The sequence below is a fragment of the Algorimicrobium algoritergicola genome (genome assembly GCF_008086165.1).
Lineage (GTDB): Bacteria > Bacteroidota > Bacteroidia > Flavobacteriales > Flavobacteriaceae > Algorimicrobium > Algorimicrobium algoritergicola.
In genome coordinates, this window is the sequence record NZ_VSKL01000001.1 from 865,908 (window position 1) to 891,189 (window position 25,282).

Genomic DNA, 25,282 nt, shown 5'->3' on the forward strand with positions numbered 1-25,282 from the left:
AATTCGAGTTATAAAAATTATGAGAAACATTGGTTTAATACTTGTTTTGTGCTTCTTTTCTTGTCAGAATACAGATTCTGAAACAAGTCAGGTGTCTAATGAAAAAGCTATCAGTGAGTTAGTGACAAAAGCAGATATAGAAGCTTTAAAATACACAGATTTTATTGTGGATCAGAAAGTAGAAAAAGCCATCAGCGCTTGGGTAAAATACGGTGAGATAAATAGTGTTATTTTAGATGTAAAATCTGGAAATTTGTCGTTTTTTAAATCGAATAAACAAATTGTAGCAACTTTAAACAATGAGCTTAAATCTACGATTCCAGATGCTATAGCGTCACCACTAATTCTATCTCGTGTGATAGCTGTAGAAACTAAAATGTTCAAATTGGAAGGTGTTGTTAATTTATCTGCTCCAACAAAAGAAGCTATTTTAGAAACCGTAAAAGAGCTGTTAGTTGCTTTTTCAAATTTAAATCTTCAAATGAATAAGCAGATAGAAAAAGAATCTCAACGAATTCAGAAACCCTATTAACTCTTGTTTTATTTATTAATATTTTGTTAATATATGGTTGTTTTCAATTAACAAAATCAAATAGTAGTAAATTGTACCGTTAAAATAAACACAAAACTTATGAATTCTAACTTAAAAAAAGCATCATTATTTAGTGCAGCCGCCTTTATGGGTTTAATGGCTTGTAAAAATGATGCTAAAGAAGAAACCGCGCTTGTAGAAGAGGAATCCATTCCAGGAATTAATTTGGAATATATGGATACCGATGTCAAGCCAAATGATGACTTTTTTAATTATGTAAATGGCACATGGTTAAAGACAACCGAAATTCCAGATGATCAATCTACTTGGGGAAGTTTTAATGAGCTTCGTAAAAAAACAGATGCTGATGCTTTAAGTATTTTGGAAGCAGCCATGTCTGATGATAAGGATATAGAGAAAATACAGGTCTTGCCTGGTTCAGATCAGGAGAAGGCTGTGTTTTTATATCAAACCATTATGGATACTTTGGGTAGAAACAAGCAAGGTTTAGAACCAATCAAACCTTATTTAGCCAAAATTGATGCTATTGAAAACATCAATGATTTACAAGACTATATGATTGATATGGAACCACTTGGAGGTGGTGGATTATATGGTTTTGGTGTAAGTTCAGATCCAAAAGACAGCAATAGAAATGTTGCTTATTTAGGAGGAGGAAGTACAGGCTTACCAGACCGTGATTATTATGTGAAAGATGATGCGGACTCTAAAGAAAAGCGGGAGAAATATGTGGCACATATTACAAGAATGTTACAATATTTAGGAGAAACAGAAGCGGATGCAAATGCAGAAGCCAAGCAAATATTAGCGTTTGAAACGCGTTTAGCAGAAGCTAAAATGGATAAGGTAGACAGACGTGATGCTAGAAAGCGTTACAATCCAAGATCTATTGACCAAGTACAAAAAATGGTGCCAGCCGTTAATTGGAAAAACTTTTTAAGCGGAATTGGTGTTAAGGAATTAGATACCGTTATTATTGGCGATATAAATTACTTTAACCGCTTGCAGGAAGTTTTAGCTGAAAATAATGTAGACGATTGGAAAGCATACCTACGTTGGGATGCCTTTAATGGTTCTGCCGGACAATTAAGTACGGAACTAGAAACTGCTAGTTGGGAGTTTTATGGTCGTGAATTAAATGGTGCTAAAAAGCAACGTCCACGTGATGAGCGTGCTTTAGGATCTTTAAACGGAACAGTAGGTGAAGCTTTAGGAAAATTATATGTTGATAAAATGTTTCCACCGGAAGCAAAAGCAAAAGCTGAAAAAATGATTGCTAATGTAATTTTAGCTTTTGAAAACCGTATTAATAATTTGGAATGGATGAGTCCAGAAACCAAGAAAAAAGCGATTGAAAAACTACAAGCAACATCCATTAAAATTGCGTATCCAGATAAGTGGAAAGACTATTCAGCATTAGAAATTAAAGGTGTTGATGAAGGTGGATCATATTTACAGAATTCCTTAAATGCACGTGCTTGGAATTTTAAAAAGGATATTGATAAATTAGGGAAACCAGTTGATAAGAGTGAATGGTATATGGCGCCACAGGTTGTGAATGCCTATTTTAATCCAGCTTACAATGAAATTGTTTTTCCAGCAGCTATTTTACAACCACCTTTCTATAATTATAAAGCGGATGACGCTGTAAATTACGGTGGAATTGGTGCTGTTATAGGACATGAAATATCGCATAGTTTTGACGATTCTGGATCGCGTTACGATAAAGATGGTAACTTAAATAACTGGTGGACAGATGCTGATTTAGAGCAGTTTGAAACTTTAGGGAACCAATTAGCAGATCAGTACAGTGCTATTGAAGTATTACCAGATGTAACTATTAATGGAAAATTCACTTTGGGTGAAAACATTGGTGATTTAGGTGGTGTTTTAGCAGCTTATGATGCCTTACAATTAAGTTTTAAAGATAATGGCAGGCCAGAAGATATTGATGGCTTTACAGCAGAACAACGTTTCTTTATGAGTTGGGCAACTGTATGGAGAACTAAAATGCGTGACGATGCTTTAAAAACGCGTATTAAAACAGATCCACATTCGCCAGGAATGAATCGTGCTGTGCAACCCTTATTAAATATAGATGCGTTTTATGAAGCATTTAATATTAAAGCAGGTGATAGTATGTATATTGCTCCAGAACAACGTGTAAGAATCTGGTAATTATTCTTAATTTTAGTATTTAAAATATAAAAGCAGCTAAATTTTTAGCTGCTTTTTCTTTGTCAAAAAAATACATTTTTATTATTAAAACCAAAGGGTCCTAATGAGTTTTGACCGCGTGCATTGTTCGCAACAGATTATTCAAGATGTAATTTGATTATGAGCAACTGGACATCATTATTTCGTTGATAATTAGTTGTTTTAAGACATAAAAAAACATCCATTTTTATTATAAAATTGGATGTTCTAAATGCTACTAGTTGTTTAAAAAAAAGAATCTATTCTTTTGGTTTAGCCTCTTTTTTCTGATTCATTAAAGCATTCTTACTTATTTGAACCAAATTGAAATTAGGTGCTATTTTTAAAGCTTCATCTAAAATAGCTACAGCAGCATCTATATTAGTTGCCTTGTTTTCGTTATATTTAGATAAGCCTTTTAAATATAAAAAGGCAGCTTTTAAAGGTACTTGATAGGGTTGTTGACTCTCATAAAATGTTTTACCCATATTTTCTTTTGAATTGGTTAAACCATATTCAATATAGGTGTTAGATTTTGTCAAATTATTAGTCTGTAAATAGAGTTCAGCAAGCTCATAAGCTATAGAAGGGTCTGGTGTGCGCTTAAACAATTCTTCAAAATGAATAAGCGCTCGATTAGGTTCATTAAGCGCTTTTAAAGAAACCGCTTTTACTTCAATTGCAATATCAGAATCTGTTGGGCTGGTATCAATACCTATGGTATTTAAAGCTTGTACATGGTTGCCTTCACTCATGTAAACCATAGCTAACGTATCCTTATGTGCCTGTGCTTCTGAAGGTGATAACAAAATTAAATGTGTTAACCCATTGATAATCCCTTGGGAGTCTCCTTGAATTTTCATTTGCTTGTAATATTCACGGTAGTGATTTAGCAATTCTTGACTGGTTTGTGCTTGCGCTTGAAATCCTAAAACACATAACACAACAATAAGTAATTTCTTCATAATAAATAGTCGTTTAATAGGCTTCAAAGCTAAAAAAAATACTTAATGAATATCTTAAAACAATACTAATTATTTAATTGTCACTGTACTTTTAATAATAACCGCATCATTTAGCACAAATGGCTTCGGTATCATGGCTTTTGTTCTGCCTGGAATTGTAAAATGACTATTAGTTAGTAAATTATAAGTAGCTTCATAAACCTGTAAAGTTGTTTTTTGGTTCTTCGGAACTATTAATTGCATGTCTAACGGTTCATTCTCCGAAACATAATAACTAAATAATCTGTTATTGTAGCGATCTGCAAAAACATGACCGGATGCATCATCCTTTATTGCAGGAATACCATTAATCATTGCATCCTTAAAAATATTTGTACTATCAGCAAATACTTCCACACGTTCAGCATGTCTATTGGATTTAAATTGAAGTGTGATATTTCGATTCTCACCAATAATGGTGTCAGATAAAATGGTGATTTCTGGATTTTCAAGTGCTTTAACAGGCGCTGTTTTAGTAAACGTAAAACCCGATTTATATTTACTTCCCATGGTGTTTTGATTTAATAGTGACGCATCATCAGGTGAATCCGTTAAATAAGGTTGCGTATAACTATCTAGAGCGTCGTCATAAGTTGCCCAAACGGCTGTATTGGTATTACTGTCCAAAACATAATTTAAACTATTAGGTCTAGGTCTATCTTCTGAAAAATCAGATTTAAAATGGGCAATCACCAGACATAGTATGGAAGTTCCTAAAAACACATAAGACCATAGTTTTTTATGTTTGAAAAACCCGAAAACAGAAACCAACATACCAAAAATTAAAACCACCAAAATACAGGAAACAAATAGAATTTTTAGCCCGAGTCCCACAGGAAACATTTTTATAAATGGCACCATAATAGTCAAGACTGGAAAACCTAAAAGTGCCAATAAAATCAAGTTTGGTTTTTTCTGTCTTATCAGAACAAACAAGGTTGTTAACCCGAAGAAAACAGGAATAATAAAAAAGCTTGCACCCGGCAGTAAAAAGGCTACAAGCGTACAAATTACCAACCAGAAAAATAAAGGAGCCACAAATAAACTAGCCGTATTTTCTGGTTTATGAAATTTATGATAGACCCAAAAACAAATAGCTAAAGCCAAAAATGTAAACGCAAAAATATACACATGACCATTATACGTAAAGCCATGAAGCATCTCGCCATATTGTGGGTATATTAGTTTTATGAGGAACCATAAACCAAAGCCAATTCCACCAGCTGAAAGGAGCGCCAAAAAGAAAGCTGCAAAACCACGACCGATTTCAGAACCTATAAATGCTTCGCGTTTAAAGCCATAAATTAAAAGCGCAATAAATCCTAAAAATCCTAAAATGAGCATTGGAAAAATCCATGAAAACGGGTAAATAACCGTCTTAAAAAGGGGTGCATTAAAATAGATATAATCTTCCGTACTTTTTACTGAAGATAAATTGGCGTCTGAAAAATAATGGAGTAGCGGCATTAAATAACTGCCTTGATGTTCCAAAGTATTTCTATCTAAACGTTCGTAAGTATCTAGAGCAGTATGGTAATCAAAATGATCGTCTATAAACGCAAAATTGAAACCATCAATATTTCCATCTTCACGAAAACGGGTTAAATCTGTGTCATTTGGTAACATTTTATAAATACTGTAGGCCAAAGAATTGGCTACCGGATACTCTGGGTTAGCAGCTACAAAATGCTTCATTAATTCTGCATTTCCTTGGTTGGTTTCAATAAGCATATAACTCGGTCCACCAGAACCACGTGCTTCAAAATTTAGAACCAAACCAACATCTTTTGCCCATGGATGTTTATTTACAAAAATATCAGCACCATTCAACCCTAATTCTTCAGCATCAGAAATAACGATAATAATATCGTTTTTAGGTTGTTTGTTTTCACTTAAAAAAGCCCGAAGACTTTCTAAAATTGTAACAACGCCAGATCCAGCATCACTGGCACCAAAAGAGGAATGCGGTTGACTGTCATAATGGGTGAGTAATAATAAAGCTTTGCCGTTTTCTTCACCTTTGTATCGTGCAATAATATTTTTTGGCTTCGATAAATTGCCCCATTTCGTTATTGAAAAAGCTTCCTGCACTTCTGTTTCTAATCCTAAAGCTTCTAATTGTTGAATGATGTAATTTCTAACGCGTGTATGTTCAGCATGTCCTAGGTAATGTGGTGCTTTACTGATTTCTTTTAAGTGTGCCAGAGCACGTTCCGTAGAAAATTCATTTTCGGGAGCATCTAATGTTGAAATGTTTTGCGGTAATAACACAGAAAAACTCCAGTATACGGCAAAAGCAATAAGAATTAAAGCGAGTAATTTTTTAAACATGAGGATGTGCGGTTAGTTTGAAAACATAAAAGTACATAAAATATGAGCAATCTTAAGCTTTAGGAAAATAGTATTAAATTTCCTATATTCAAGGTTCTAAAAATCTAAAAATATGGGCATTAAAAGTTTTCAAGGCGCGCGAAAGCAGCAAAATAACGCAACAGACAATCAGCAACTAAAAGTTAGCGATTATATGACACGCGATTTAATTACGTTTAAACCCGAACAAACGGTTGATGAGGTAATCCACTCGTTGATTTCAAATAAAATTTCAGGTGGTCCTGTGGTAAATTCCCAAAATGAGTTAGTTGGCATTATATCGGAAGGTGATTGCTTAAAACAGATAAGCGAAAGCCATTATTATAATATGCCTATTGAACAAGATACCGTTGGAAATCGTATGATAAAAAATGTGGAAACTATAGATGGAAATATGGATGTGTTTGAAGCAGCCAAAAAATTTCTGGATTCTAAAATTAGGCGTTTTCCAATTGTTGAAGAAGGTAAATTAGTGGGTCAAATTAGTCAGAAAGATATTTTAAAAGCAGCCATGAAACTCAAAGGTCATAATTGGAAATAATTACACATTGTCCTTATTATAAAAGCCACCACGATTCTCTTTTCGTTCCAAAGATTGCCCGATAATTAAATGTGCCACATTTACCATGTTGCGCAATTCGCACAAAGTTGTGCTGATTTTTGATGTTCTATAAAGTGCGTCCATATCGGTATAAATTGCATCTAATAAGGCAATGGCTTCTAGTAGCCGTTGATTACTCCTTACAATTCCTACATAGTCACGCATTACAGCCTGTAATTTTTTTAAATTGTCTTCTAATAAAACGGGGTCTTTTAGACTATTTGTACCGCCATCTTGCCAATCTGGAATTTCTTGTTTTTTGCCTGAAACCGGAAAATCAACATGATATTTATAAATATTGTGGGCATATACCAATGCCTCTAAAAGTGAGTTTGATGCTAGTCTGTTAGCGCCATGAAGTCCGGTTCGGCTGCATTCACCACAAGCGAATAAATTAGTAATAGACGTTTTTCCATTTCGGTCTACTTCTATACCACCGCAAACATAATGGGAAGCAGGAACTACTGGAATCCAATCCTTACTGATATCAATATTATTTTCTAAACAAGTATTATAAATATTGGGAAAATGATTCTTAAAACCATCTAAATCCAAATGTGTACAATCTAGATACACGCAAGAATCGTCCGTTTTTTTTAATTCAGTATCTATGCTTTGTGAAACGATATCTCTGGAAGCTAGTTCGGCACGATCATCATAATTTAACATAAACCTAACGCCATTTTTAGTGCGTAAATAGGCGCCAAAACCTCTAACGGCTTCTGAAATTAAAAAAGCAGAACCTTCCTGTTTTGTATATAATGCCGTTGGGTGAAACTGCACAAACTCCATATCCTTTATCCGTGCTTTTGCTCGGTATGCCATGGCAATACCATCACCTGTGGCAATATTAGGATTGGTTGTGTGGCCATAAACGCGACCAATGCCACCTGCAGCCAAAACGGTGCTATCTGCTTGAATTGTTATAATTTCCCTGTTATTCTCATTCAATACATAGGCACCAAAACAGGTTGTATATGGCGCGTTTTGATTTAGTTGATGTTCGGTTATTAAATCAATAGCAAAATGATGTGGTAAAATTTGAATATTTTTAAGTTGATGCGCACGTGCCAATAACGCACGTTCAATTTCATAACCTGTAATATCTTTATAGTGAACCACCCGAAATTCACTATGACCACCTTCCTTGCCTAAATCTAGGTTTCCAGTTGGGTCTAAATCAAATTGTGCACCCCAAACCATCAATTCTTTTAAGCGTTTAGGACCTTCTGTAATAACCATATTTACAATGTCCTTATTGCATAACCCATCGCCAGAAATTAGCGTGTCTTCAATGTGTTTTTGAAACGAATCCGTTTTGTCATCCAATACAACGGCAACACCACCTTGCGCGTATTTGGTGTTGGATTCGTCTTCGGTTCCTTTGGTAACAATTGTGATGTTTTTCTTCGGAAACGTCTCGGCATATTTTACAGCTAAAGTTAAGCCAGCAACACCCGAACCAATAATTAATAATTCGGTTTTCATGGTTTTATTTTGAAAGTTGCAGCATACGTTCAATTGGAATTAATGCTTGTTTTCTTATGGCTTCCGGAACGTCAATTTGTGGTGATTCATTCAATAAACAATCATATAATTTTTGAAGTGTATTTACTTTCATAAACGCACATTCGCTACAAGCGCAGGTATTATCTTCTACGGCAGGAGCTGGAATTAATAAGGCATCTGGCACTTCTTGTTGCATTTTATGCAGAATACCAGCTTCGGTTGCCACAATAAATTTTCCTTGTGGATGCGCCTTCACATAATTAATCATTCCGGCTGTAGAACCAATATAATTGGCCGCATCTAAAATATGGGCTTCTGATTCTGGATGGGCAATAATTTTAGATCCTGGATTTTCTTGATATAACTTTAAAAGTTTATCTATTGAAAAGGCTTCATGAACAATACAAGCGCCATCCCAAAGCACTAAATCACGACCAGAAACTTTACTAATATAATGGCCTAAATTTTTATCTGGCGCAAAAATGATGGGTGTTTCTTTTGGAATAGATTCTACTATTTTTAGCGCATTGGATGAGGTACAAACAATATCGCTCATGGCTTTAATTTCTGCCGAACAATTAATGTAGGTAATAACTTTATGATTGGAATGTTGTTCTTTAAAAACTTTAAAAGCATCTGGCGGACAGGAATCTGCCAAAGAGCAACCAGCATTTAAATCTGGTAAAACAACCGTTTTATTTGGGTTTAAAATTTTTGCTGTTTCTGCCATAAAGTGCACACCAGCAAAAACAATAATATCGGCATCCGTTTCAGCAGCTTTTTGGGATAACCCTAGACTATCACCAACATAATCAGCTATATCCTGAATTTCTGGTATCTGATAATAATGTGCTAAAATAACCGCATTTTTCTCCTTTTTTAAACGTAGAATGTTTTCTTTTAAGCTCAAGGTTTTTAATTGTTTACAGGTTATACAAGACACAAATTTATGGGTAATGAGGTTTATAAATCATGACATAAATCATAAATCCATACCCATTTGTAAAAATTAGGACTAAAATATCTTTTTTATATCTTTGAAAAAAAATCTGTGTTATCAAATGCTTGTCAATACGCTATTAGATCCATTCTTTATTTAGGAATGTGTTCTGATAAAGACCATAAAATTGGTGTCAAAACTATTTCGGAGGAACTAGAAGTACCACAGCCATTTTTGGCCAAACTGCTTCAACGATTAAATAAGAATAAATTGGTTACCTCTGTAAAAGGTCCTCATGGTGGTTTTTATTTAAGTGAAACCAATAAGAAGCAGACGGTTTGGGATATTGTTCAGGTTATTGATGGGTATGATAAATTTAATCAATGTTTTTTAGGACTTTCTAAATGTGGGGATGATAATCCATGTCCTGTGCATTTTACAGTGGCTGCCTTCAAACAAAAAATACTTAAAGATTTTGAAGAAAAAACATTGGCAGAATTTGTTGATGAGATAAAGCTGAAAGGACGTTATATTTCTTTAAAAGCCTTTGATATTTTAGAGGAACCAACTTAAATAATGATAACCAAGCCTGTAAATATGGTTAAACAGCCTATTAATAAAACTTTCCATAATGCATGAGCTTCGCGAAGCTCCATAAAATAAAAGGCAACAACTAAAAACTTAATAGCAGCTAAAATCATGATGATTTCAGTCGTATTTCCTATTTCCAGGTTTGATATAACAGCTGATAGAATGGTTAAAATAATTAATACCATTAGGACGTAAAAAAACGGTTTCTGTTTCATATTAAAATACTAAATATATTAATGGAAATAATAATAGCCAGATTAAGTCACACATGTGCCAAAACGTAGCACTAGCCTCTACATCTTCTAGAATAAGTGTTTCAGGTTTTTTTATCATGGTGCGTAATACCGAAGCTAAAATTACCAATCCCACGAGAACGTGAATGACATGAAATAAGGTAAGCATCCAATAAAATGAGAAAAAGGTGTTATAACCCATGGTTAAGCCTAAATCAATTTTCCCCATATATTCTATTGTTTTCAATCCTAAAAACAGCAAACCACCAAGCATGGTTAATTTTAAATATAATTTAGATTTTTGGATGTTTTGAGCTTTCAGCGCACTAACTGTAAGCGCCATAAAAAACCCACTAATCAGTAAAAACAAGGTGTTAATTGTACCAAAGCTGGTGTTTAAAAGTAATCTGGATTGATGGAATAGGTCTGGTTCGTCTTTGCTAAATAAAACCATAGCAATTAGTACGCCACCAAAGGTAATGAGCTCTAGGTAAATAATGATCCACATTAAAATTCCTCCTGGCGGATATAGAATAATTTTAGTATGATGTTCTGGATTGATTGTTGACATTAACTTTGGTGTTTTATTTTTTCGTAGAGTTTGACTAACGATTCTAATAACTCGACAGGTGTTGTTAGTATCTGATAATGGTTTTGTCCAAACATTTGCGGTAAATAATATTTGGCTTCCGCTTCAATTGCTAATGCGTAGGAATTAATGTTACGCTGATTTAACTCGCGTAGGGCTTGTTTGACATCGTTAATACCATATTTGCCTTCGTATTTATCGTAGTCGTTTGGTTTGCCATCGGAAATTAAAATAACCCATTTATTTTTGGTGTCTCGAGAGTCCAGCAATGCTCCAGAATGTCTTAATGCTGCACCAATTCTGGTGTAACCACTAGGTTCCACTGCACCAATTTTATGTTTGGCGGTGTCCCAATTATCGTCAAATCCTTTTAGGGTAAGGTAGGTTGCGTAATTTCTGGTTTTTGAAAAGAAACAATCTATTGAGAAATCCACATTAAATTCGTTTAAAATTTCACCGAAAATTATGGAGACTTGTTTTTCAACATCAATGACTTTATTTCCTCCAGCATATCCATCACTAGATAAGCTGACATCTAATAAGATTGAAATAGATAAATCTTTGTCCTTTTTTCGTTTTGATACATATATTTTTTCCGAAGGTGTTCGTCCCGAATGCATATCTACATATAAATCTGTTATAGCATCTAAATCAAAATCGTCACCTTGCGTTTGTCTGCGTTGTTGCTGATATTTATTATTTACGGATGTGAGCATTTTACGTAAACCTGTTAAGGTAGATGCGTTTTTTTGAAGTGTTTTCTTATAGTATGCTGAATCCGTTTCAATTTGCTTTTTAGGATATACTTTACAGAAATTAGGTTTATAGGCACGTTTGGAATAATCCCATTCGTCGTAGGCAATATGTGGCGCTTCGGTGTCTAATTCGGCACTTTCAGAAATGGTGGTGTTTTCAATAAATTCTGCTTGATAAATAGAATGTACCGGGTCGTCCACACGAACGGTATGTTTCATGTTGAGGTCTTCCAAGGCGTTTGCATGATCGTCTAAATCATCATCGCCATCAAAATCTCTCCAGCCGCCTTCCCATTCTTCGGCTGTTTCGGCTTTTTCAAAATTATGTAATAGGACATAATCTTCCTGTTGTTTTTTATCAATTTCCAAAGTGCTTATTTCTTCAACAGCATTGGCTTTCAAAATGGTATTTATTTCGTTGTCTATGGCTTTTTTTATGTGTTCTGAAATGTTTTTTAAAACCGATTTTTTCAAGGTTTCCGGATCATCTTTCATCCATTTTCCATAAATAAAACTTAAATCTTCTGGTGTTTTTTCGGTTGATTTGTTGAAGTATAAGGTGATTAATTCCTGATGAATTTTCTTGGTTATTGGAAATTGTTGAAACATGTCGATTAAGACCAAATTAGAAGTTTCAAGGGCTTTATTACGAGCTTCTTCCAAAGTAAATTCATTTTCAGAGGTGAAATTTAAATGCTGATTTTTTTGAATGGATAGATACACGATTCGGAAAATATAGAATTGGGTATTTTGTTCAAAAGTGGCAAATTCAGAAAATTGCGTCGGTAAAAAGAAGCTGTTGTTTTTATAACCACCTTCGCGTTCCGCTTCAAAAATCTCAATGGCTTGACCTGTGATAGCTCTGGAAAAAATAGTGAGTCGTTGCTTTATGTCTTTTAGTTTAACCGCATGTTCCAGCGTTTCTTGAGCGTTTTTTTTACGACGCTTTAAAAACTTGGCAACTTTGGAAAAGAGATATTCATCTGGTTCAAACATGATTCATTTTTTTAAATCATTAAATCACATAAATCCGATAAAGCTTCTGTAATTTCAAGATCGTCTGTTAAGGGTTCAACCACAGCCACACGAACTGCTAAACGTTTTCCTAAACCTGTGTGAATTAATTTGGCTGCATCAACCAATAAACGTGTTGAAACGGTTTCAGTTAATCCAAGTTCTGTTAGGTTTCTAATTTTAGTAGCAATAGATACTAGTTTTTTTGCTGTTGCCGCATCAATTTGGGTTTCATTGGTTAGGATTTCAGCTTCATCTTTTTCATTTGGATAATTAAAAGCCAAGGCAATAAAACGTTGCCTGGTAGACGGTTTTAATTCCTTAAAGCCTTTTTGATAACCAGGATTAAAGGAAGCGACCAACATGAAATCTGGATGTGCTTTTATGGTTTTACCTAATTTATCAATATAGAGTTCTTTTCTATGATCTGTTAAGGAGTGAATGGCTACAATTACATCGGGTCTGGCTTCGGCAATTTCATCTAAATAAATAATGGCACCCGTTTTTACTGCTTTTGTAAGTGGACCATCAATCCAAACCGTTTCGGAACCTTGAATAATATAGCGACCAATTAAATCGGTGGAGGACGTTTCCTCATGACAGGAAATAGTAATTAGTTTCTTGTTTAACTGATGCGTCATGAAATCTACAAAACGTGTTTTTCCTGTTCCTGTAGGTCCTTTTAATAATACCGGAATTTTGTTTTTGTAAGCGTGATCAAATACTTCTACCTCCTTTGCTATAGGCTTGTAAAAGGGAATTGTAGTTGCTGTATGTTGATTTTCTGTTTTCAAAATAGAAGGTTTTATCTCGGGTGTTATTAGCGCGTTGTTCATGGTTTGTGAAAATTTAAAAAAGGCCCCTTAGTTAAAGTGTTTTGAAGCTATGGAATGTCAGGTATGAGCAAATGAAACTTCATTGTCTTTATATAGCTAAAAGGACCTTTTCTTGCAATTAAGCGTTATAAGTCTGATTCTAAATCTAATGCATCATCTGTTGGTAATCCGTGTTTATAGAATTCCCAGATGTACATGCCAATTCCGGTGGCAAATAAAGTTGCACATAAAATTAGTACTACAAAGTGAATGCTCACTTCGGCTTGTACCTCCATAAAGTCCATTTTAAATTTGCGTTCCAAATATACTTGAGCTACACCTGCAACACCAAAGGCAACCGTCATACCTACCATACCAACATTGGACATCCAGAAAGCGGCACGACCAACAGGGCTGTCGTAAAACTTTCTACCTGTCATATTTGGTAAGGCGTAACTTATAATAGCTAAAACAATCATGGCGTAAGCTCCCCAAAATGCGAGGTGTGCATGCATGGCAGTTACTAAAGTTCCATGTGTATATAAATTAGTTTGTGGTAGCGTATGTGCAAATCCTAATAGCCCAGCTCCAACAAAAGAGACAATGGCAGAACCTAAGGTCCAGAAGAGTGCTATTTTATTTGGGTGTTTCTTTTCACCTTTTCTGTACATATTTACAGCAAATAGGGCCATGGCCAAGAACGCTAATGGTTCAAGTGCAGAGAAAATACCTCCTACAATTAACCAGATTTTATTTACACCAATATAATAGTAGTGATGACCTGTACCTAGAATCCCTGATAAGAAGGTTAAACCAACAATAACATATAGCCATTTTTCAATAACCTCTCTATCAACACCTGTTAGTTTTATTAATAAGAAAGATAAAATGCCGCCCATTATTAACTCCCAAACACCTTCAACCCATAAATGAACAACCCACCATCTGAAAAATGAATCGGTTACTTGACTATCAAAAGGTAACATACCTGGAATATATAGTAAAGCAGCAAATACCAAGCCCATAGTTAAAACGAGAGCTGTTGTGGTTTTACGTTTTCCTTTATAAAGTGTGGCTAAAATGATTCCTAAAAATAGCAATACGTTTGCTACAACTAGATAATCTAATTGTCTTGGTATTTCTAAAAATTTACGACCTTCCCACCAGTTAAAATGATAGCCGATAATTGCAGCAACACCAACAACTGCAAGTGAAATTAATTGAACATAGGCCCATTTAACACTAACTAATTCGCGTTGTGCTTCTTCAGGTATAATATAATAGGCAGCTCCCATAAAACCAGAAAGCAACCAAACGACTAAAAGGTTGGTATGTACAGCTCTTGCTGTGTTAAAAGGGATAAATTCGTGGAGACCATCAAATCCAATACGAGCAAAACCCATAATGAACCCGTAGGTGATTTGTAAAACGAGGAGCAGCATGGAAAAGGCAAAAAACCAGTAGGCTACTTTTTGAGATTTATATTTCATCTGTTTAGTTTTATTGTGTTAGAATTCAGAAGTAATACCTAGAAAACACGTCATGTATTTTGAACTTGTTTAATAGCGTAATTCCGGGTTAGTTATTTTTTTTCTTTCTTTCAATTCTGTCTTTAGCTAAAGGGGATACAACGGTATCAAATCCATTAAGGTCAATACCACCAATCCAATCAAAAAAGGCTATTAAATCTTCGGCTTCTTCGGTAGTAAAACCATAGGCAACCATTTGTCTTCCGTTGGGATTCCATGGGTTTGGCGACATTAAAACAGCTTTAACATATCCTTCGCCTCTACGGTCTAGTACTTTTGTTAATTCGGGTGCGTAGTAGGCACCTTCACCTAAAATAGTATGGCAACCCATACAATTGTTTTCTTCCCATAAAACTTTGCCGCGAACCACTTGTTCGGTAATGCCTTCATGATTGGTTTGATCTTGCCCTTTGCTTAAGGAGAAAATGGTTAATCCTATAAATATTAAGAATGTTACCACAGTTCCTCCCAAGAAAAACGCGCGTGCTTGTTTTTTTGATAGCATATGATTATTAGTTAGTTGGTTAAAAAGACCTTTTAGTCTTCTATGCAAAAATAAAAGAGTCGAATAACCTAAAACATGACATTCGTCATATAATGAGATAAAAGTTAAAAACTTCTTAAAATATTGAGAATTTGCTTGCTAGCGTTGGAAAGTTATCCTTCTCGTTTTACCAAAGCATAATAATCGCCTTCCAAAGGAAGATAGCCTTGATCATAAACAAAATAGTAAACGGTACCAGCTTTCGTCGTGTAGATGCTGGTGAAATAATTAAAATCGAAACCCTTCTCAATGAGTTTAGCTCTGGATGATTTGGTTTTTTGTTCTGGATTCAGTTCTTCTAGAATACGGTAGTTTTTACGTAAGCGGTTATTGGTATTTCTAATCAGGTTTTTAGAGTCTTTATTAACGCGATTATTAAACGAATTTCTACAGGCATCGCTACAGAATTTTTTATCAATTCGGCCAACAATTTTATCACCACATTCTGGACATTGTTTTTGCATACTGCTGATTTTTGAAATTACTTTTAGGCTAAACTTTCAACTTATTATCTTTCTTTTGTGGAATGAATAGCCAAGTTATTGTTTAAATATATAAATTATTCCTTAAGAAGCCATTACAAAGCTTTTGCAATAACAACCGTATTTGTTTGATTTACTTTTTTGTGAACATCCACTTGATAGATATGCGATTTTAAATAACTGATAATATGCTCCAGTTTTTGAGAAAGCTCTTTTTCTAGCGAGGCATTAAATAAAATAGATCCACTGGCAGATTTGCGTTTCAGAATTGTCTCCCAAAATGATAAATCTAGAAATTGTGCTGGAACCATGAGGTCTATAAACAAATCGATGATGATGAGGTCGAAAGTATCTGATGTGTTTTCAATATAATGCAGTGCATCATCACATATGATGTTTAAATTTTTAGAAGTTTCAATCTGAAATTCATTCTTCGCAATGGCTATTATTTGTGGATCAATATCTACGGCTGTAATTTGATTTTGGTATTTAAAATCTTTTCTAAGTGTTTCAATAACACTGCCACCACCAAGACCTAAAACAAGAATGGAATTTACATTTTTAAGGTCTAGTTTCTCCAAACCAAACTTTAAAATGCGCTGTAATGAACCATAAGAATAATTTGCGTTTTTGGAATTCAAATGTTTTTTTCCGTTGTACCAAGTAATTTCTAACGTGCCGTTGATTTCCGATTTTATTTTTTTGGTAATAGGATATAAATAGCTTAAAAGTTTTGCCATGGTTGTAAAGGTAGTGCTTTTACGTTGTTGATTACTGCTTTAATTTTTTGGGTGAAATAGTCTTTAAGTGTACAATCCGTTTCTAAAATTTCAATTTAAAATGGAATAACTGGCATATTTTCCATGATGCGATAATGAAAATGAAATGTCTAAATCGATATCCTTGTCAAACAATCTTGGTACACCTGCACCTGATTTTCTAATGGAAAGAACTTCAACATTTAAACCGTTTTCAACTGAAAAGTCTTTTATAAACTCTTGTTTTAGTAAAGCACTCTGTTTTTCAGTAGTCATTCCAGCCAGATTAAAAACACCATTTTTTACTTCATCATCTTGCTTTTTAGCGACACTAAAAATATAATCGGTATTACTAATCGTTTCTGTTTTTAAAATAATTGATTCTATTGAAACTTCACCATAACCTGACTTTAAACTACATTCTAATCTTCTCGGATTGTAAAATGGTTTGCCACCAGCTTGAATAAAAACTTTATAAGCACTTTCTTTCATACTCCATAATTGCCAAACGATTAAAAATGAATTATCAGAAACTGCAATGATGTGTTGTTCTTTTTCAGTAAAAATCTTCTTCAAAAAACCGGATCTTTTCCAGTTTGTTGTGCGCATTGTTTCTTGAAGGTCTATGATATCATTTCCAATCATTATTTTTCGGAAACTTTTTGGTTTATAATTTCTAAAGCAGCTTTTACATTCAGCATTTTATCCATGGATTCATTATCGAATACAATGTCATATTTGTCTTCGATATCTAAAATTACATCAATAAGATTGGCCGAATTTATTTTTAAATCATTGATAAAATCCGTTCCTTCATGCATGTTTTCAAAACCTTTTTCGTCTTGAATGTAGGGTTTCACTATCAATTTTAGTTCTGCAATCATTTTATCTTTATCACGCATTATTTTCTATATTTTTTAAATATTAAACAGCCATTAACATCTCCAAAACCAAAACTTGCTTTGGCAACGATATTAATGTCTGTTTCAATTAATTTTTGAGGTATTTTTTCTGCTGAAATTAAACTGGTTATTTCTTCATTTAAATCTTCACAATTAATATTTGGAAAGATGAAATTATGGTGAATTTGTAAAACACTTGCCACACTTTCAATGGCTCCAGAAGCAGATAAACAATGACCAACCATAGATTTTAGCGAATTAATGTATGGAAAATCATGGCCTTTTAAGTTCAACGCTTCCGACCAGTTTTCTATCTCCGTAAAATCTTTAATCGTAGCGGTTAAATGACCATTAATGGCGTCAATTTCTTCTGCGCGGATTTTAGAATTTTCAAGGGCTTTTTTAATACAACGTTGAACGGCTTCAGAATTAGGAGCCGTCATGGAACCGCCAGCTCTTTGTCCTCCAGAATTAACGTCTCCACCTAGAATTTCCGCATAAATGGTGGCATTCCGTTCCAAGGCACTTTCTAAAGATTCTAAAACCATAGCGCCAGCACCACTTCCAGGCACAAAACCCGAAGCCGAAGCACTCATGGGTCTTGAGCCGGATTCTGGCGATTCATTATGTTTGTACGTTAAGACACGCATGGCATCAAATCCGCCCCAAACATAAGGGCCTTCGTCGCTTGTTCCACCAACAATCATACGTTTGGCGCGACCTGCTTTTATACGATCAAATCCCATTAAAATGGCTTCTGTTCCTGTAGTACATGCGGAAGAATTTGTGGTGACTTGATTTCCCAAACCTAAAATTCCGCCTAGATATGCGCTGACTCCACTCACCATGGTTTGTGGAACAACAGTACTTCCTAAACGTCTAACTTGCTTATCGTCTAATTTATAAATGGCTTCTCTAAATTTTTCAACTCCCGAAGTTCCGGCTCCAAAAATGGTTCCGCTGTCAAAATCTGTTTGGTCCAAAATTGAAAGTCCAGCGTCTTTCCAAGCATCCATTCCAGCCATGCAGCCATATAAAATTCCTGAACTATTAAAATCTCGGAGTTGTAATTCGGTTAAATATTCGCGTTTTAAGGCTTCTGAAACGTTTGGCTTTCCGCCAATACAACAGGAAAAACCAAGCGCTTTTAATTCGGGATAAAATGCAATTCCTGACGTTCCATTTTTTATGGCTTTTGTAAAGTCGGCCAGTCCAACTCCGTTGGGAGAAACAACACCAAGTCCAGTTATTACGACTCTATTTTCCATATTAATTATTATTTCAGATTTCAATTAAGTCATTTTTCCTGCTATCATTCCGGCAATTTTACCTCTACAAACCAATTCATTTTTTATATTAAACATGTCGACTTTACATTTCAATTTATTGAATCGAAAGTATTCTTTTTCACTTTTTACAAAAACCTTTTCACCTGGAAAAACAGGTTTAAAAAAATCTATTTCTGATGATGTTAAGGCAATTTGAATATCATTCATTGTTTCTCCCGATTTATTCATCAGGTAAATGCCGAATGAAACCAATCCAATTTGTGCCATAGTTTCCGTTAAAATGACGCCTGGTGTTACTGGGTTATTTATAAAATGGCCTTTATAAAAGTCACTTGAAGCATGAAACGTATAGGTTCCAGAAATTCCATTTTCGTCAATCTCCAAAAGTTCATCCACAAAAAGAAAAGGTTTTTGGTATGGGAGTTTTGCTATAATGTCTTCACCTGTCATAATATTATAATTAGCTTAAATGTTCGCCACCATTCACTTGGATTGTAATGCCATTAATCCATTTGGATTCTTCTTTGATTAATAAATAAACCACATTGGCAACATCTTCGGGTTTGGTAAGTCTGTGGAATGGATTTCGTTTTATAGTGTATTCTGCTAGTTTTTCACTGCCAGGAATCATTCGGAAAGATGCCGTGTCTGTCACGCCAGCTTCAATGCAATTGGATTTAATTCCATATTCTGCAAATTCCAATGCTATATTTCTTGAAATGGCCTCCAAGGCAACTTTAGCTGCGGAAACAGCGGCATAATTCTTCCAAGCTTTTTTGTTTCCTTCGCTTGTAAAACTGATAATTCTGGCGTCTTCTGCGAATAAGTTTTTACTAAAAACGTGCTTTGTCCAATCGTATAAACTAAACGCCATATTTTCGAGCGTAATATGAAAATCATCATTTTGAAGTTCTTTATTTCCGTCAGAAACCATGGGTTTTAAATTTCCTTTTGCAATACTGTGAACCAAGCATTTTACTTTTCCAGATTCTTGAAAATTTTCTTCTAATTTCGTAAGAATAATTTCTCTGTTTTCTGGTTTAACAACGTCTTTATTAAAATGAATTAATTTGATGTTATGTAATGAGACGATGGCTTTAAATTCGGATTCAATGCTTTCCATATCGCTTCGTAAGGCGCGATAAACCAAACATAGATTCATGCCTTCTTTGGCGAGTTTTTTAGCGGTTGCTAATCCCATTCCACTGGAAGCACCCAAAATGATTGCCCATTCGTTTTTATTTTCAAATTCTCTTACCATTTTATTAATAATCTTTGTGCTGTAAAACCAGGCCCAAAACTTAACATCAATCCTATATCTCCTTTTTGGGGGTTTTGTTCCATAAACCGCTCAAGAACATAAAGAACTATAGCACTGGACATGTTTCCGTAGTCTTTTAAAACGCCTTTTGTGTTGTCTATATTTTTTCCTAAAGCACCAAATAATTCTTCAATAGTTTGCACAATTTTCTTGCCGCCTGGATGAAAAATTAGATGATCCACATTTTTAATATCTAACCCATTTCGCTCTAAAAAAGGATGAACAATCATAGGGAAATGCGCAGCGATTTTTTCAGGAACTTCTTTATCTAAAACCATTTGAAGTCCGGTGTTTTTCAATTCAAAACCCATCATATGTTCCGCATTGTAAAAGTGATACATGGCATCATCTATGATTTTTGGACCTTGTTCATTTTCGTATGACGATAGAATGGTACAAGCGCATCCATCTCCAAAAATAGCAGCGCTTACAATGTTGACCATTGAATAATCATCAATTTGAAATGTGGAAGTGGGCGATTCTACAGCAATTACCACAGCGCGTTTATTTGGATTGGCTTTAAGGAAATTATAGGCATAAATCATCCCGGAAATTCCAGCTACGCAACCCATTTCAGTTACTGGAAGTCTAACGATGTCCTGTTTCATATTCAATTTATTAATTAAATACGCATCTACAGATGGAATCATGATACCTGTGCAACTTACCGTAATAATATAATCAATATCTGTCGCTTTTAATTTCGCTTTATCTAACGCTTTGGTCAATGCACTTTCTGCGAGTTTTATAGTTTCACGCTTATAAATAGCATTTTTTTCTTCAAAGGATGTTTTCAGAAACACCTCTTCAGGCTCCATGATTGAGTAGCGTCTATCCACGCCTGCATTTTCGAAAAGCTTAATAACTTTCCGTTGATAGCGTTCCTCTTGACCGTTTAACCAAACTTTTAGAAAAGGTATTATTTCTTCAGTAGTTCTGGTATATTTCGGGAGTTGTGTGGCTACAGATGTTATTTTTACGCTCATGATTTTTGTATTATCCATTGGTATCTAAATGCCCAATGCCAACTTATGGTACTTTTGTGTTTAATTTCTTTTGAAAATCGTTCTAAATCCTTCCTTTTAAATGCTCTTAAAATGGATAACAAACCGTCATTTTTGGTCATATCATTTTTGATACCTAATGTGACTAATTTAAAGAGATAATAGGCTAATCTGTGACGGTGTAAGTCGTTAACTAAAATACCCATTTTAGCATTTTTTAGAAGCGTTTGAAGTAAATTTAGTGCAACTTTATCATCAAAGTGATGTAAAAACAAGGTGCACATGGCAATATCATAGGTATGTGTTTTAAATTCTTCGGTTAGAATATCTTCTTTTATAAATGCTATTTCTGGATAATTGGTAGCTAATTGGTTGGCATAATCAATGGTCGCTTGATTGGCATCAACGCCTATTAATTTGAAGGTATAACCATTTTCTCTGCCATAGTCAGCCACTTTTCGCAGCATATCACCACTACCGCAGCCTAAATCAATAATGCTTATGGTTTTATCTTTTGGCTGATCTTCTAAAATTTTCTTGAGCCCATTGAGGGTTACCTGATTTCCACCTAATAATTTATTAATGGTCGCCAATTGGTCTAGTGCATCAATCAAAACCTCGCCCGATAAATCGAGATCATCCATAATTTCAATGGTATGGCTTCTATATTTGGTGTCTACAAGCATTATAATTCGGGTTTCATTGGTTTTCCGTGTGTGCTTTTTATGATGCTTGGCAACATAAAGCGGAAGGCTCTTAAAAATACCATAATTATTTCAGAAAAAACACCCTGTTTGAATAAGCTTGCTATTAAATGTCCAGATCGTAATCTGGCATTAAATTCTTTGTTCCAAATTTGTGTGTATTGTTTTTCTAATTCGGTTCGCGATTTTATATTACCAGATTGATAGTTTAGAATTTTTAATGATACCATTTGAGCGGCTCGAATGGCCATACTCATGCCATTTCCTGCCAAAGGGTGAATCATGCCTGCGCTATCTCCACACATTAAAATATGATTTTCTACAGGTTGCTTGGATGAAAAGGATATTTGACTAATGGATAACGGATTATCAAAAGTCATTTCAAAACTTTCAAAAACGTTTTTCAAATACGTGTTTTTGCTTAATACGCTCTGCTGAAAATCGTTGATGTTTTTGTGTTTCTTAAACGATTTATAATCGGCTATATAACACACATTTACTAAATCGGTTTCCACTTTTGAAATCCCACAATAACCGCCTTTAAAATTATGCAACGCGACCATGTTTTCTGGAAAGTCACCCTTATAATGCGCTTTAACACCTAAAAATGGCGTTGGTTTTTGAATAAAGGCACGATTCATATTAATATCTAAATTGGATCGTTTTCCAAAGGCACCAATAACAAATTCTGCCTTTAATTGTTTTTCTTCATTGGTATAAACCGTAAACTGATTATCCTCAAACTGAATATCCACGACTTTTTCATGTAGAATTTCAGTGCCATATTTTTTGGCGAGTTTGGATAATTCCCAATCCATGCTGTAACGACTCATGCCAAATCCGCCAAAAGGTAATTTGGTACTGATGGATTGATTTTTAGGTGTACTTAATGTAAACTGATTGATTTTTTTAGCGCCAAAAGCGAAAGGATTAAAACCTAAAGCTTGCAAATAGGGAAGGACTTCATTTGAAATATATTCACCACACACTTTGTGCTTTGGGTATTTATTCTTCTCTATTAGAAGCACCGAAAGTCCCTTTTTTGATAAATGCGCAGCACTCGTTAATCCGGCTAATCCACCACCAACTATAATTACATTGTAGGTCATTATTGGCTGTTTGTTTTTTGTATGCTTTTCTAAAATAGGACATAAATCCAAAAAGCCCTATTATTCTTACGGTAAGATAAAATAATTTAAGATAGTGTTGCTTGGTTTTTGATTATTAAATAATCATTCCCATAAATCAGTTTTTTTATTATCTTCATAAATAAAGTTTGTATTTTATGTAAAGGTTGATGGCTGTTTTTCGTTAAGGTCCTAAAGTAGTTAAATTTGGGTGAAAGTAAAGATTCAGTAGTAAATCTAATTTTTTTCGTATATTTGCATTAACATGCTTACCCCGCTTCCCGTTAAGATCAGCGCGCTCAGGGTAAGCTTTTTACTTTTCTATGGCTAAAATTCCTTATAATAAGCCAGCTTTAACCTATGCTGAACAAGTTATTCAATTACAAGACAGAGGTCTTGAAATTCTTAATTTAGATAGGGCTTATCATTTATTAGAAAGTATTAGTTATTATAGACTTAGTGGTTATTGGTATCCCATGCTTATAGATAAATCAAATCATAAGTTTAAACCGAATTCTACTTTTCAAAGTGCATTCGATATTTATTGTTTTGATAGAAAATTTAGGATTTTAATTCTTCAAGAATTAGAGAAGATTGAAGTTTCTATAAGAGCCAAAATGATATATGTTCTGTCACATGAATATGGGGCTTTTTGGTATCAGGACTCTTCATACTTCAAAAATCATATAAAACATAGTAAAAGTTTAGGAAGCTTACAAAGTGAGTTTAAAAGAAGTGATGAGGAATTCATAGAGGCTTATGCAGATAAATATTCCGATCCTTTGCCACCAAGTTGGATGATGCTAGAGATTACGTCGTTTGGAACGATGTCGTTTTTATATAGTAATTTAAAAGGAGGGAGAACAAAAAGAGTTGTTGCAAATTATTTTGGACTTAATGATAAAACTTTCGTGTCTTGGATGCATAGTATTGTTTACTTAAGAAATGTTTGTGCACATCATTCTAGATTATGGAATAGAACCATGAGTATTCAGCCAATTAAGCCGCAATCAACATCAAAAAGATGGTTGGAGGATGACAGTGTCAGTAACAAAAAAGTTTATTATATATTATCCATGATTTTGTTTTTAATGCAAACAATAAATCCAAAAAACACTATTGTTTCAAGGTTTAAAGCCTTACTTGATGAATATAAATGCATAGACGTTCGTGCTATGGGATTTCCAGAATCATGGGAGGATGAGCATTTATGGAAGTAATTAATTTGCTGCCAGAAAGAATTAATCTGATGTAAAAGTATTAATTCGATTTATCATTAAAATTTAATCATTCCCATAAATGAGATTTAAGAAATCAGTCGTTTCTAAATCGCCAAAATATTCTTTAACAGACAGATTTTTTAATGCCTTTGTGATTTCAACTTTATCATAAGGCACACCAATAAGTAAGCTTTCAATGTCTGAAACGGGTTTTCTACCAAAGAAATCGCCAAAGACTTTAAATTCCGAAATATGGCCCTTTTCAACAAAAATGCGCAAATCAATTTCACCAACAGGAAAACGTTTGTTTTTTTGAATATTAGATTTAGGCGATCGTCCAAAATTCCAATCCCATAAATCATATTTCTCGGCTTTCAGTCTATGAACCGCTTGCCATTCCGCTTCCGTTAATTTGTAGGTTTCAAAAGGTTCACTGGCTTCATATAATCCAACGAGTAGCTGATTTTTAAAAGCTTCCATAGATAGGGGTGTTTTTAAAAATTCGCTAATATTAGCCACGCGACTTCTTACCGATTTATGACCTTTAGATTCTATTTTGCTCATTTTTACTTGAAGCGCTTTTGTCACTTCGCTCATATCTGTATCAAATAAAAGCGTACCATGACTAATCATCCGTTTTCCTGTAGAAAACTGCGCAGTTCCAGAAATTTTCTTCTCGTTTACCAAAATATCATTTCGGCCTTTTAGTTCAGCAGAAACGCCCATATCATTTAAAACCCGAATAACTGGTGCTGTAAATTTTTTAAAGTTGCTAATACTTTTCCCATCATGATTGGTAATAAAACTAAAGTTTAAATTTCCTAAATCATGATAAACGGCTCCACCTCCTGAAATACGACGAACCACATGAATGTTTTGTGCATCAATATATTCATGGTTAATTTCTTCCAAGGTATTTTGGTTTCTTCCAATAATAATGGATGGCTCGTTGATGTAAAACAGCAAATAATCTGTGGAAGTATCAAAATGCCTTAAGGCATATTCTTCTAAAGCTAGGTTTAGTTTTGGATTGGTGTGGCCTTCATTGTCTATGAAAATCATAAGGGATGTCTTGTTTGGTAGATAACAAAGATAGCGAAATTTATAAACGCATAGTTGTTCTAGGAAAGAGCAAAATTTAGCAATTATTGCAGTATGTAATAAGCTGTTAAAACAGGCTTTTGCTATTGCAAAATCAGGGTTGATATATTAGGATACGTATAGAAGTACTT

At 34.3% G+C, this 25,282-nt stretch carries 26 protein-coding genes and 1 pseudogene; 6 read left to right on the forward strand and 21 right to left on the reverse strand.

The window, feature by feature from the left end; translation table 11 throughout:
- The first annotated feature begins 19 nt into the window (after nucleotides 1-19).
- Both ES675_RS04085 and ES675_RS04090 read left to right on the forward strand, forming a co-directional pair.
- Complete coding sequence (locus tag ES675_RS04085; protein WP_066247526.1) at nucleotides 20-532, forward strand: hypothetical protein; 513 nt, start codon at nucleotides 20-22, stop codon at nucleotides 530-532.
- A 99-nt stretch (nucleotides 533-631) separates the two neighbouring features.
- Nucleotides 632-2,731 (forward strand): M13 family metallopeptidase, encoded by a 2,100-nt coding sequence (locus tag ES675_RS04090; protein WP_066247528.1) that lies wholly within the window; start codon nucleotides 632-634, stop codon nucleotides 2,729-2,731.
- A gap of 278 nt (nucleotides 2,732-3,009) precedes the next feature.
- Here ES675_RS04090 and ES675_RS04095 read toward each other — a convergent pair whose 3' ends face one another.
- Together ES675_RS04095 and ES675_RS04100 are read right to left on the reverse strand one after the other, a co-directional pair.
- Nucleotides 3,010-3,714 carry a tetratricopeptide repeat protein gene (locus ES675_RS04095; RefSeq protein ID WP_066247530.1) on the reverse strand — a complete coding sequence of 235 codons (705 nt, stop codon included), beginning with the start codon at nucleotides 3,712-3,714 and terminating at the stop codon, nucleotides 3,010-3,012.
- A 69-nt stretch (nucleotides 3,715-3,783) separates the two neighbouring features.
- Complete coding sequence (locus ES675_RS04100) at nucleotides 3,784-6,084, reverse strand: M28 family peptidase (RefSeq protein WP_066247532.1); 2,301 nt, start codon at nucleotides 6,082-6,084, stop codon at nucleotides 3,784-3,786.
- Between the two features lie 112 nt (nucleotides 6,085-6,196).
- On the opposite strand from ES675_RS04100, the gene ES675_RS04105 reads away from it, so the two are divergent.
- The gene (locus ES675_RS04105) at nucleotides 6,197-6,664 is read left to right on the forward strand and encodes a CBS domain-containing protein (protein WP_066247534.1); all 468 of its coding nucleotides are present in this window, start codon (nucleotides 6,197-6,199) and stop codon (nucleotides 6,662-6,664) included.
- On the opposite strand, the gene nadB is transcribed toward ES675_RS04105, so the two are convergent.
- Both nadB and nadA read right to left on the reverse strand, forming a co-directional pair.
- Nucleotides 6,665-8,212: an L-aspartate oxidase gene (gene nadB / locus ES675_RS04110; RefSeq protein ID WP_066247537.1), complete on the reverse strand. Its 1,548-nt coding sequence runs from the start codon at nucleotides 8,210-8,212 to the stop codon at nucleotides 6,665-6,667. It lies immediately after the preceding gene.
- A gap of 4 nt (nucleotides 8,213-8,216) precedes the next feature.
- Nucleotides 8,217-9,143 (reverse strand): quinolinate synthase NadA, encoded by a 927-nt coding sequence (gene nadA, locus ES675_RS04115; protein WP_066247539.1) that lies wholly within the window; start codon nucleotides 9,141-9,143, stop codon nucleotides 8,217-8,219.
- Nucleotides 9,144-9,284: 141 nt separating this feature from the next.
- On the opposite strand from nadA, the gene ES675_RS04120 reads away from it, so the two are divergent.
- Nucleotides 9,285-9,746 (forward strand): RrF2 family transcriptional regulator, encoded by a 462-nt coding sequence (locus tag ES675_RS04120; RefSeq protein WP_066247541.1) that lies wholly within the window; start codon nucleotides 9,285-9,287, stop codon nucleotides 9,744-9,746.
- On the opposite strand, the gene ES675_RS04125 is transcribed toward ES675_RS04120, so the two are convergent.
- The 16 genes from ES675_RS04125 to ES675_RS04200 all read right to left on the reverse strand — a co-directional run bounded on the left by ES675_RS04125 (nucleotide 9,743) and on the right by ES675_RS04200 (nucleotide 22,812).
- A complete protein-coding gene (locus ES675_RS04125; RefSeq protein WP_066247543.1) occupies nucleotides 9,743-9,979 on the reverse strand; it encodes a cytochrome C oxidase subunit IV family protein in 237 nt (78 codons plus the stop codon). The two genes, ES675_RS04120 and ES675_RS04125, sit on opposite strands and share 4 nt — an antisense overlap.
- A 1-nt stretch (nucleotide 9,980) precedes the next feature.
- The gene (locus tag ES675_RS04130) at nucleotides 9,981-10,568 is read right to left on the reverse strand and encodes a cytochrome c oxidase subunit 3 (RefSeq protein ID WP_066247545.1); all 588 of its coding nucleotides are present in this window, start codon (nucleotides 10,566-10,568) and stop codon (nucleotides 9,981-9,983) included.
- Nucleotides 10,568-12,337 carry a nitric oxide reductase activation protein NorD gene (locus tag ES675_RS04135; protein ID WP_066247549.1) on the reverse strand — a complete coding sequence of 590 codons (1,770 nt, stop codon included), beginning with the start codon at nucleotides 12,335-12,337 and terminating at the stop codon, nucleotides 10,568-10,570. Before ES675_RS04135 ends, ES675_RS04130 begins: the two co-directional genes overlap by 1 nt.
- A gap of 11 nt (nucleotides 12,338-12,348) precedes the next feature.
- Nucleotides 12,349-13,149: a CbbQ/NirQ/NorQ/GpvN family protein gene (locus tag ES675_RS04140; protein ID WP_066247659.1), complete on the reverse strand. Its 801-nt coding sequence runs from the start codon at nucleotides 13,147-13,149 to the stop codon at nucleotides 12,349-12,351.
- Between the two features lie 167 nt (nucleotides 13,150-13,316).
- Nucleotides 13,317-14,660, reverse strand: coding sequence for a cbb3-type cytochrome c oxidase subunit I (locus ES675_RS04145; RefSeq protein ID WP_066247552.1), 1,344 nt, complete (start codon nucleotides 14,658-14,660; stop codon nucleotides 13,317-13,319).
- Between the two features lie 88 nt (nucleotides 14,661-14,748).
- The gene (locus ES675_RS04150) at nucleotides 14,749-15,204 is read right to left on the reverse strand and encodes a c-type cytochrome (RefSeq protein WP_066247554.1); all 456 of its coding nucleotides are present in this window, start codon (nucleotides 15,202-15,204) and stop codon (nucleotides 14,749-14,751) included.
- 152 nt (nucleotides 15,205-15,356) lie between these two features.
- The gene (locus tag ES675_RS04155) at nucleotides 15,357-15,707 is read right to left on the reverse strand and encodes a hypothetical protein (protein ID WP_066247556.1); all 351 of its coding nucleotides are present in this window, start codon (nucleotides 15,705-15,707) and stop codon (nucleotides 15,357-15,359) included.
- 113 nt (nucleotides 15,708-15,820) lie between these two features.
- Entirely contained in the window at nucleotides 15,821-16,465 is a 645-nt protein-coding gene (locus ES675_RS04160) for a spermidine synthase (protein ID WP_066247559.1), read from the reverse strand.
- Between the two features lie 90 nt (nucleotides 16,466-16,555).
- On the reverse strand, nucleotides 16,556-17,128 hold the full coding sequence (locus ES675_RS04165; RefSeq protein ID WP_066247562.1) for a 4'-phosphopantetheinyl transferase family protein: 573 nt from the start codon (nucleotides 17,126-17,128) through the stop codon (nucleotides 16,556-16,558).
- Nucleotides 17,128-17,385: an acyl carrier protein gene (locus ES675_RS04170; RefSeq protein ID WP_066247565.1), complete on the reverse strand. Its 258-nt coding sequence runs from the start codon at nucleotides 17,383-17,385 to the stop codon at nucleotides 17,128-17,130. Before ES675_RS04170 ends, ES675_RS04165 begins: the two co-directional genes overlap by 1 nt.
- Nucleotides 17,385-18,653, reverse strand: a complete 1,269-nt coding sequence (locus ES675_RS04175) for a beta-ketoacyl-[acyl-carrier-protein] synthase family protein (RefSeq protein WP_148367269.1) — start codon at nucleotides 18,651-18,653, stop codon at nucleotides 17,385-17,387. The genes ES675_RS04170 and ES675_RS04175 overlap by 1 nt, the downstream gene beginning before the upstream one ends.
- A gap of 24 nt (nucleotides 18,654-18,677) precedes the next feature.
- On the reverse strand, nucleotides 18,678-19,124 hold the full coding sequence (locus ES675_RS04180; RefSeq protein ID WP_066247570.1) for a 3-hydroxyacyl-ACP dehydratase FabZ family protein: 447 nt from the start codon (nucleotides 19,122-19,124) through the stop codon (nucleotides 18,678-18,680).
- 10 nt (nucleotides 19,125-19,134) lie between these two features.
- Complete coding sequence (locus ES675_RS04185; RefSeq protein WP_066247572.1) at nucleotides 19,135-19,935, reverse strand: SDR family oxidoreductase; 801 nt, start codon at nucleotides 19,933-19,935, stop codon at nucleotides 19,135-19,137.
- Nucleotides 19,929-20,981 carry a type III polyketide synthase gene (locus tag ES675_RS04190; protein WP_066247664.1) on the reverse strand — a complete coding sequence of 351 codons (1,053 nt, stop codon included), beginning with the start codon at nucleotides 20,979-20,981 and terminating at the stop codon, nucleotides 19,929-19,931. Before ES675_RS04190 ends, ES675_RS04185 begins: the two co-directional genes overlap by 7 nt.
- Nucleotides 20,978-21,685, reverse strand: a complete 708-nt coding sequence (locus tag ES675_RS04195) for a methyltransferase domain-containing protein (protein ID WP_066247577.1) — start codon at nucleotides 21,683-21,685, stop codon at nucleotides 20,978-20,980. The genes ES675_RS04190 and ES675_RS04195 overlap by 4 nt, the downstream gene beginning before the upstream one ends.
- Complete coding sequence (locus tag ES675_RS04200) at nucleotides 21,685-22,812, reverse strand: NAD(P)/FAD-dependent oxidoreductase (RefSeq protein WP_066247579.1); 1,128 nt, start codon at nucleotides 22,810-22,812, stop codon at nucleotides 21,685-21,687. Before ES675_RS04200 ends, ES675_RS04195 begins: the two co-directional genes overlap by 1 nt.
- A 341-nt stretch (nucleotides 22,813-23,153) precedes the next feature.
- Between ES675_RS04200 and ES675_RS04205 the strand changes: the two genes are divergently transcribed.
- Entirely contained in the window at nucleotides 23,154-24,050 is an 897-nt protein-coding gene (locus tag ES675_RS04205) for an Abi family protein (protein ID WP_066247580.1), read from the forward strand.
- 63 nt (nucleotides 24,051-24,113) lie between these two features.
- On the opposite strand, the gene ES675_RS04210 is transcribed toward ES675_RS04205, so the two are convergent.
- Complete coding sequence (locus tag ES675_RS04210) at nucleotides 24,114-25,112, reverse strand: lipoate--protein ligase (protein WP_066247581.1); 999 nt, start codon at nucleotides 25,110-25,112, stop codon at nucleotides 24,114-24,116.
- A gap of 35 nt (nucleotides 25,113-25,147) precedes the next feature.
- Here ES675_RS04210 and ES675_RS16585 point away from each other — a divergent pair.
- Nucleotides 25,148-25,263 (forward strand): annotated as a pseudogene (locus ES675_RS16585) (IS110 family transposase); the annotation flags it as partial.
- Nucleotides 25,264-25,282: the final 19 nt, after the last annotated feature.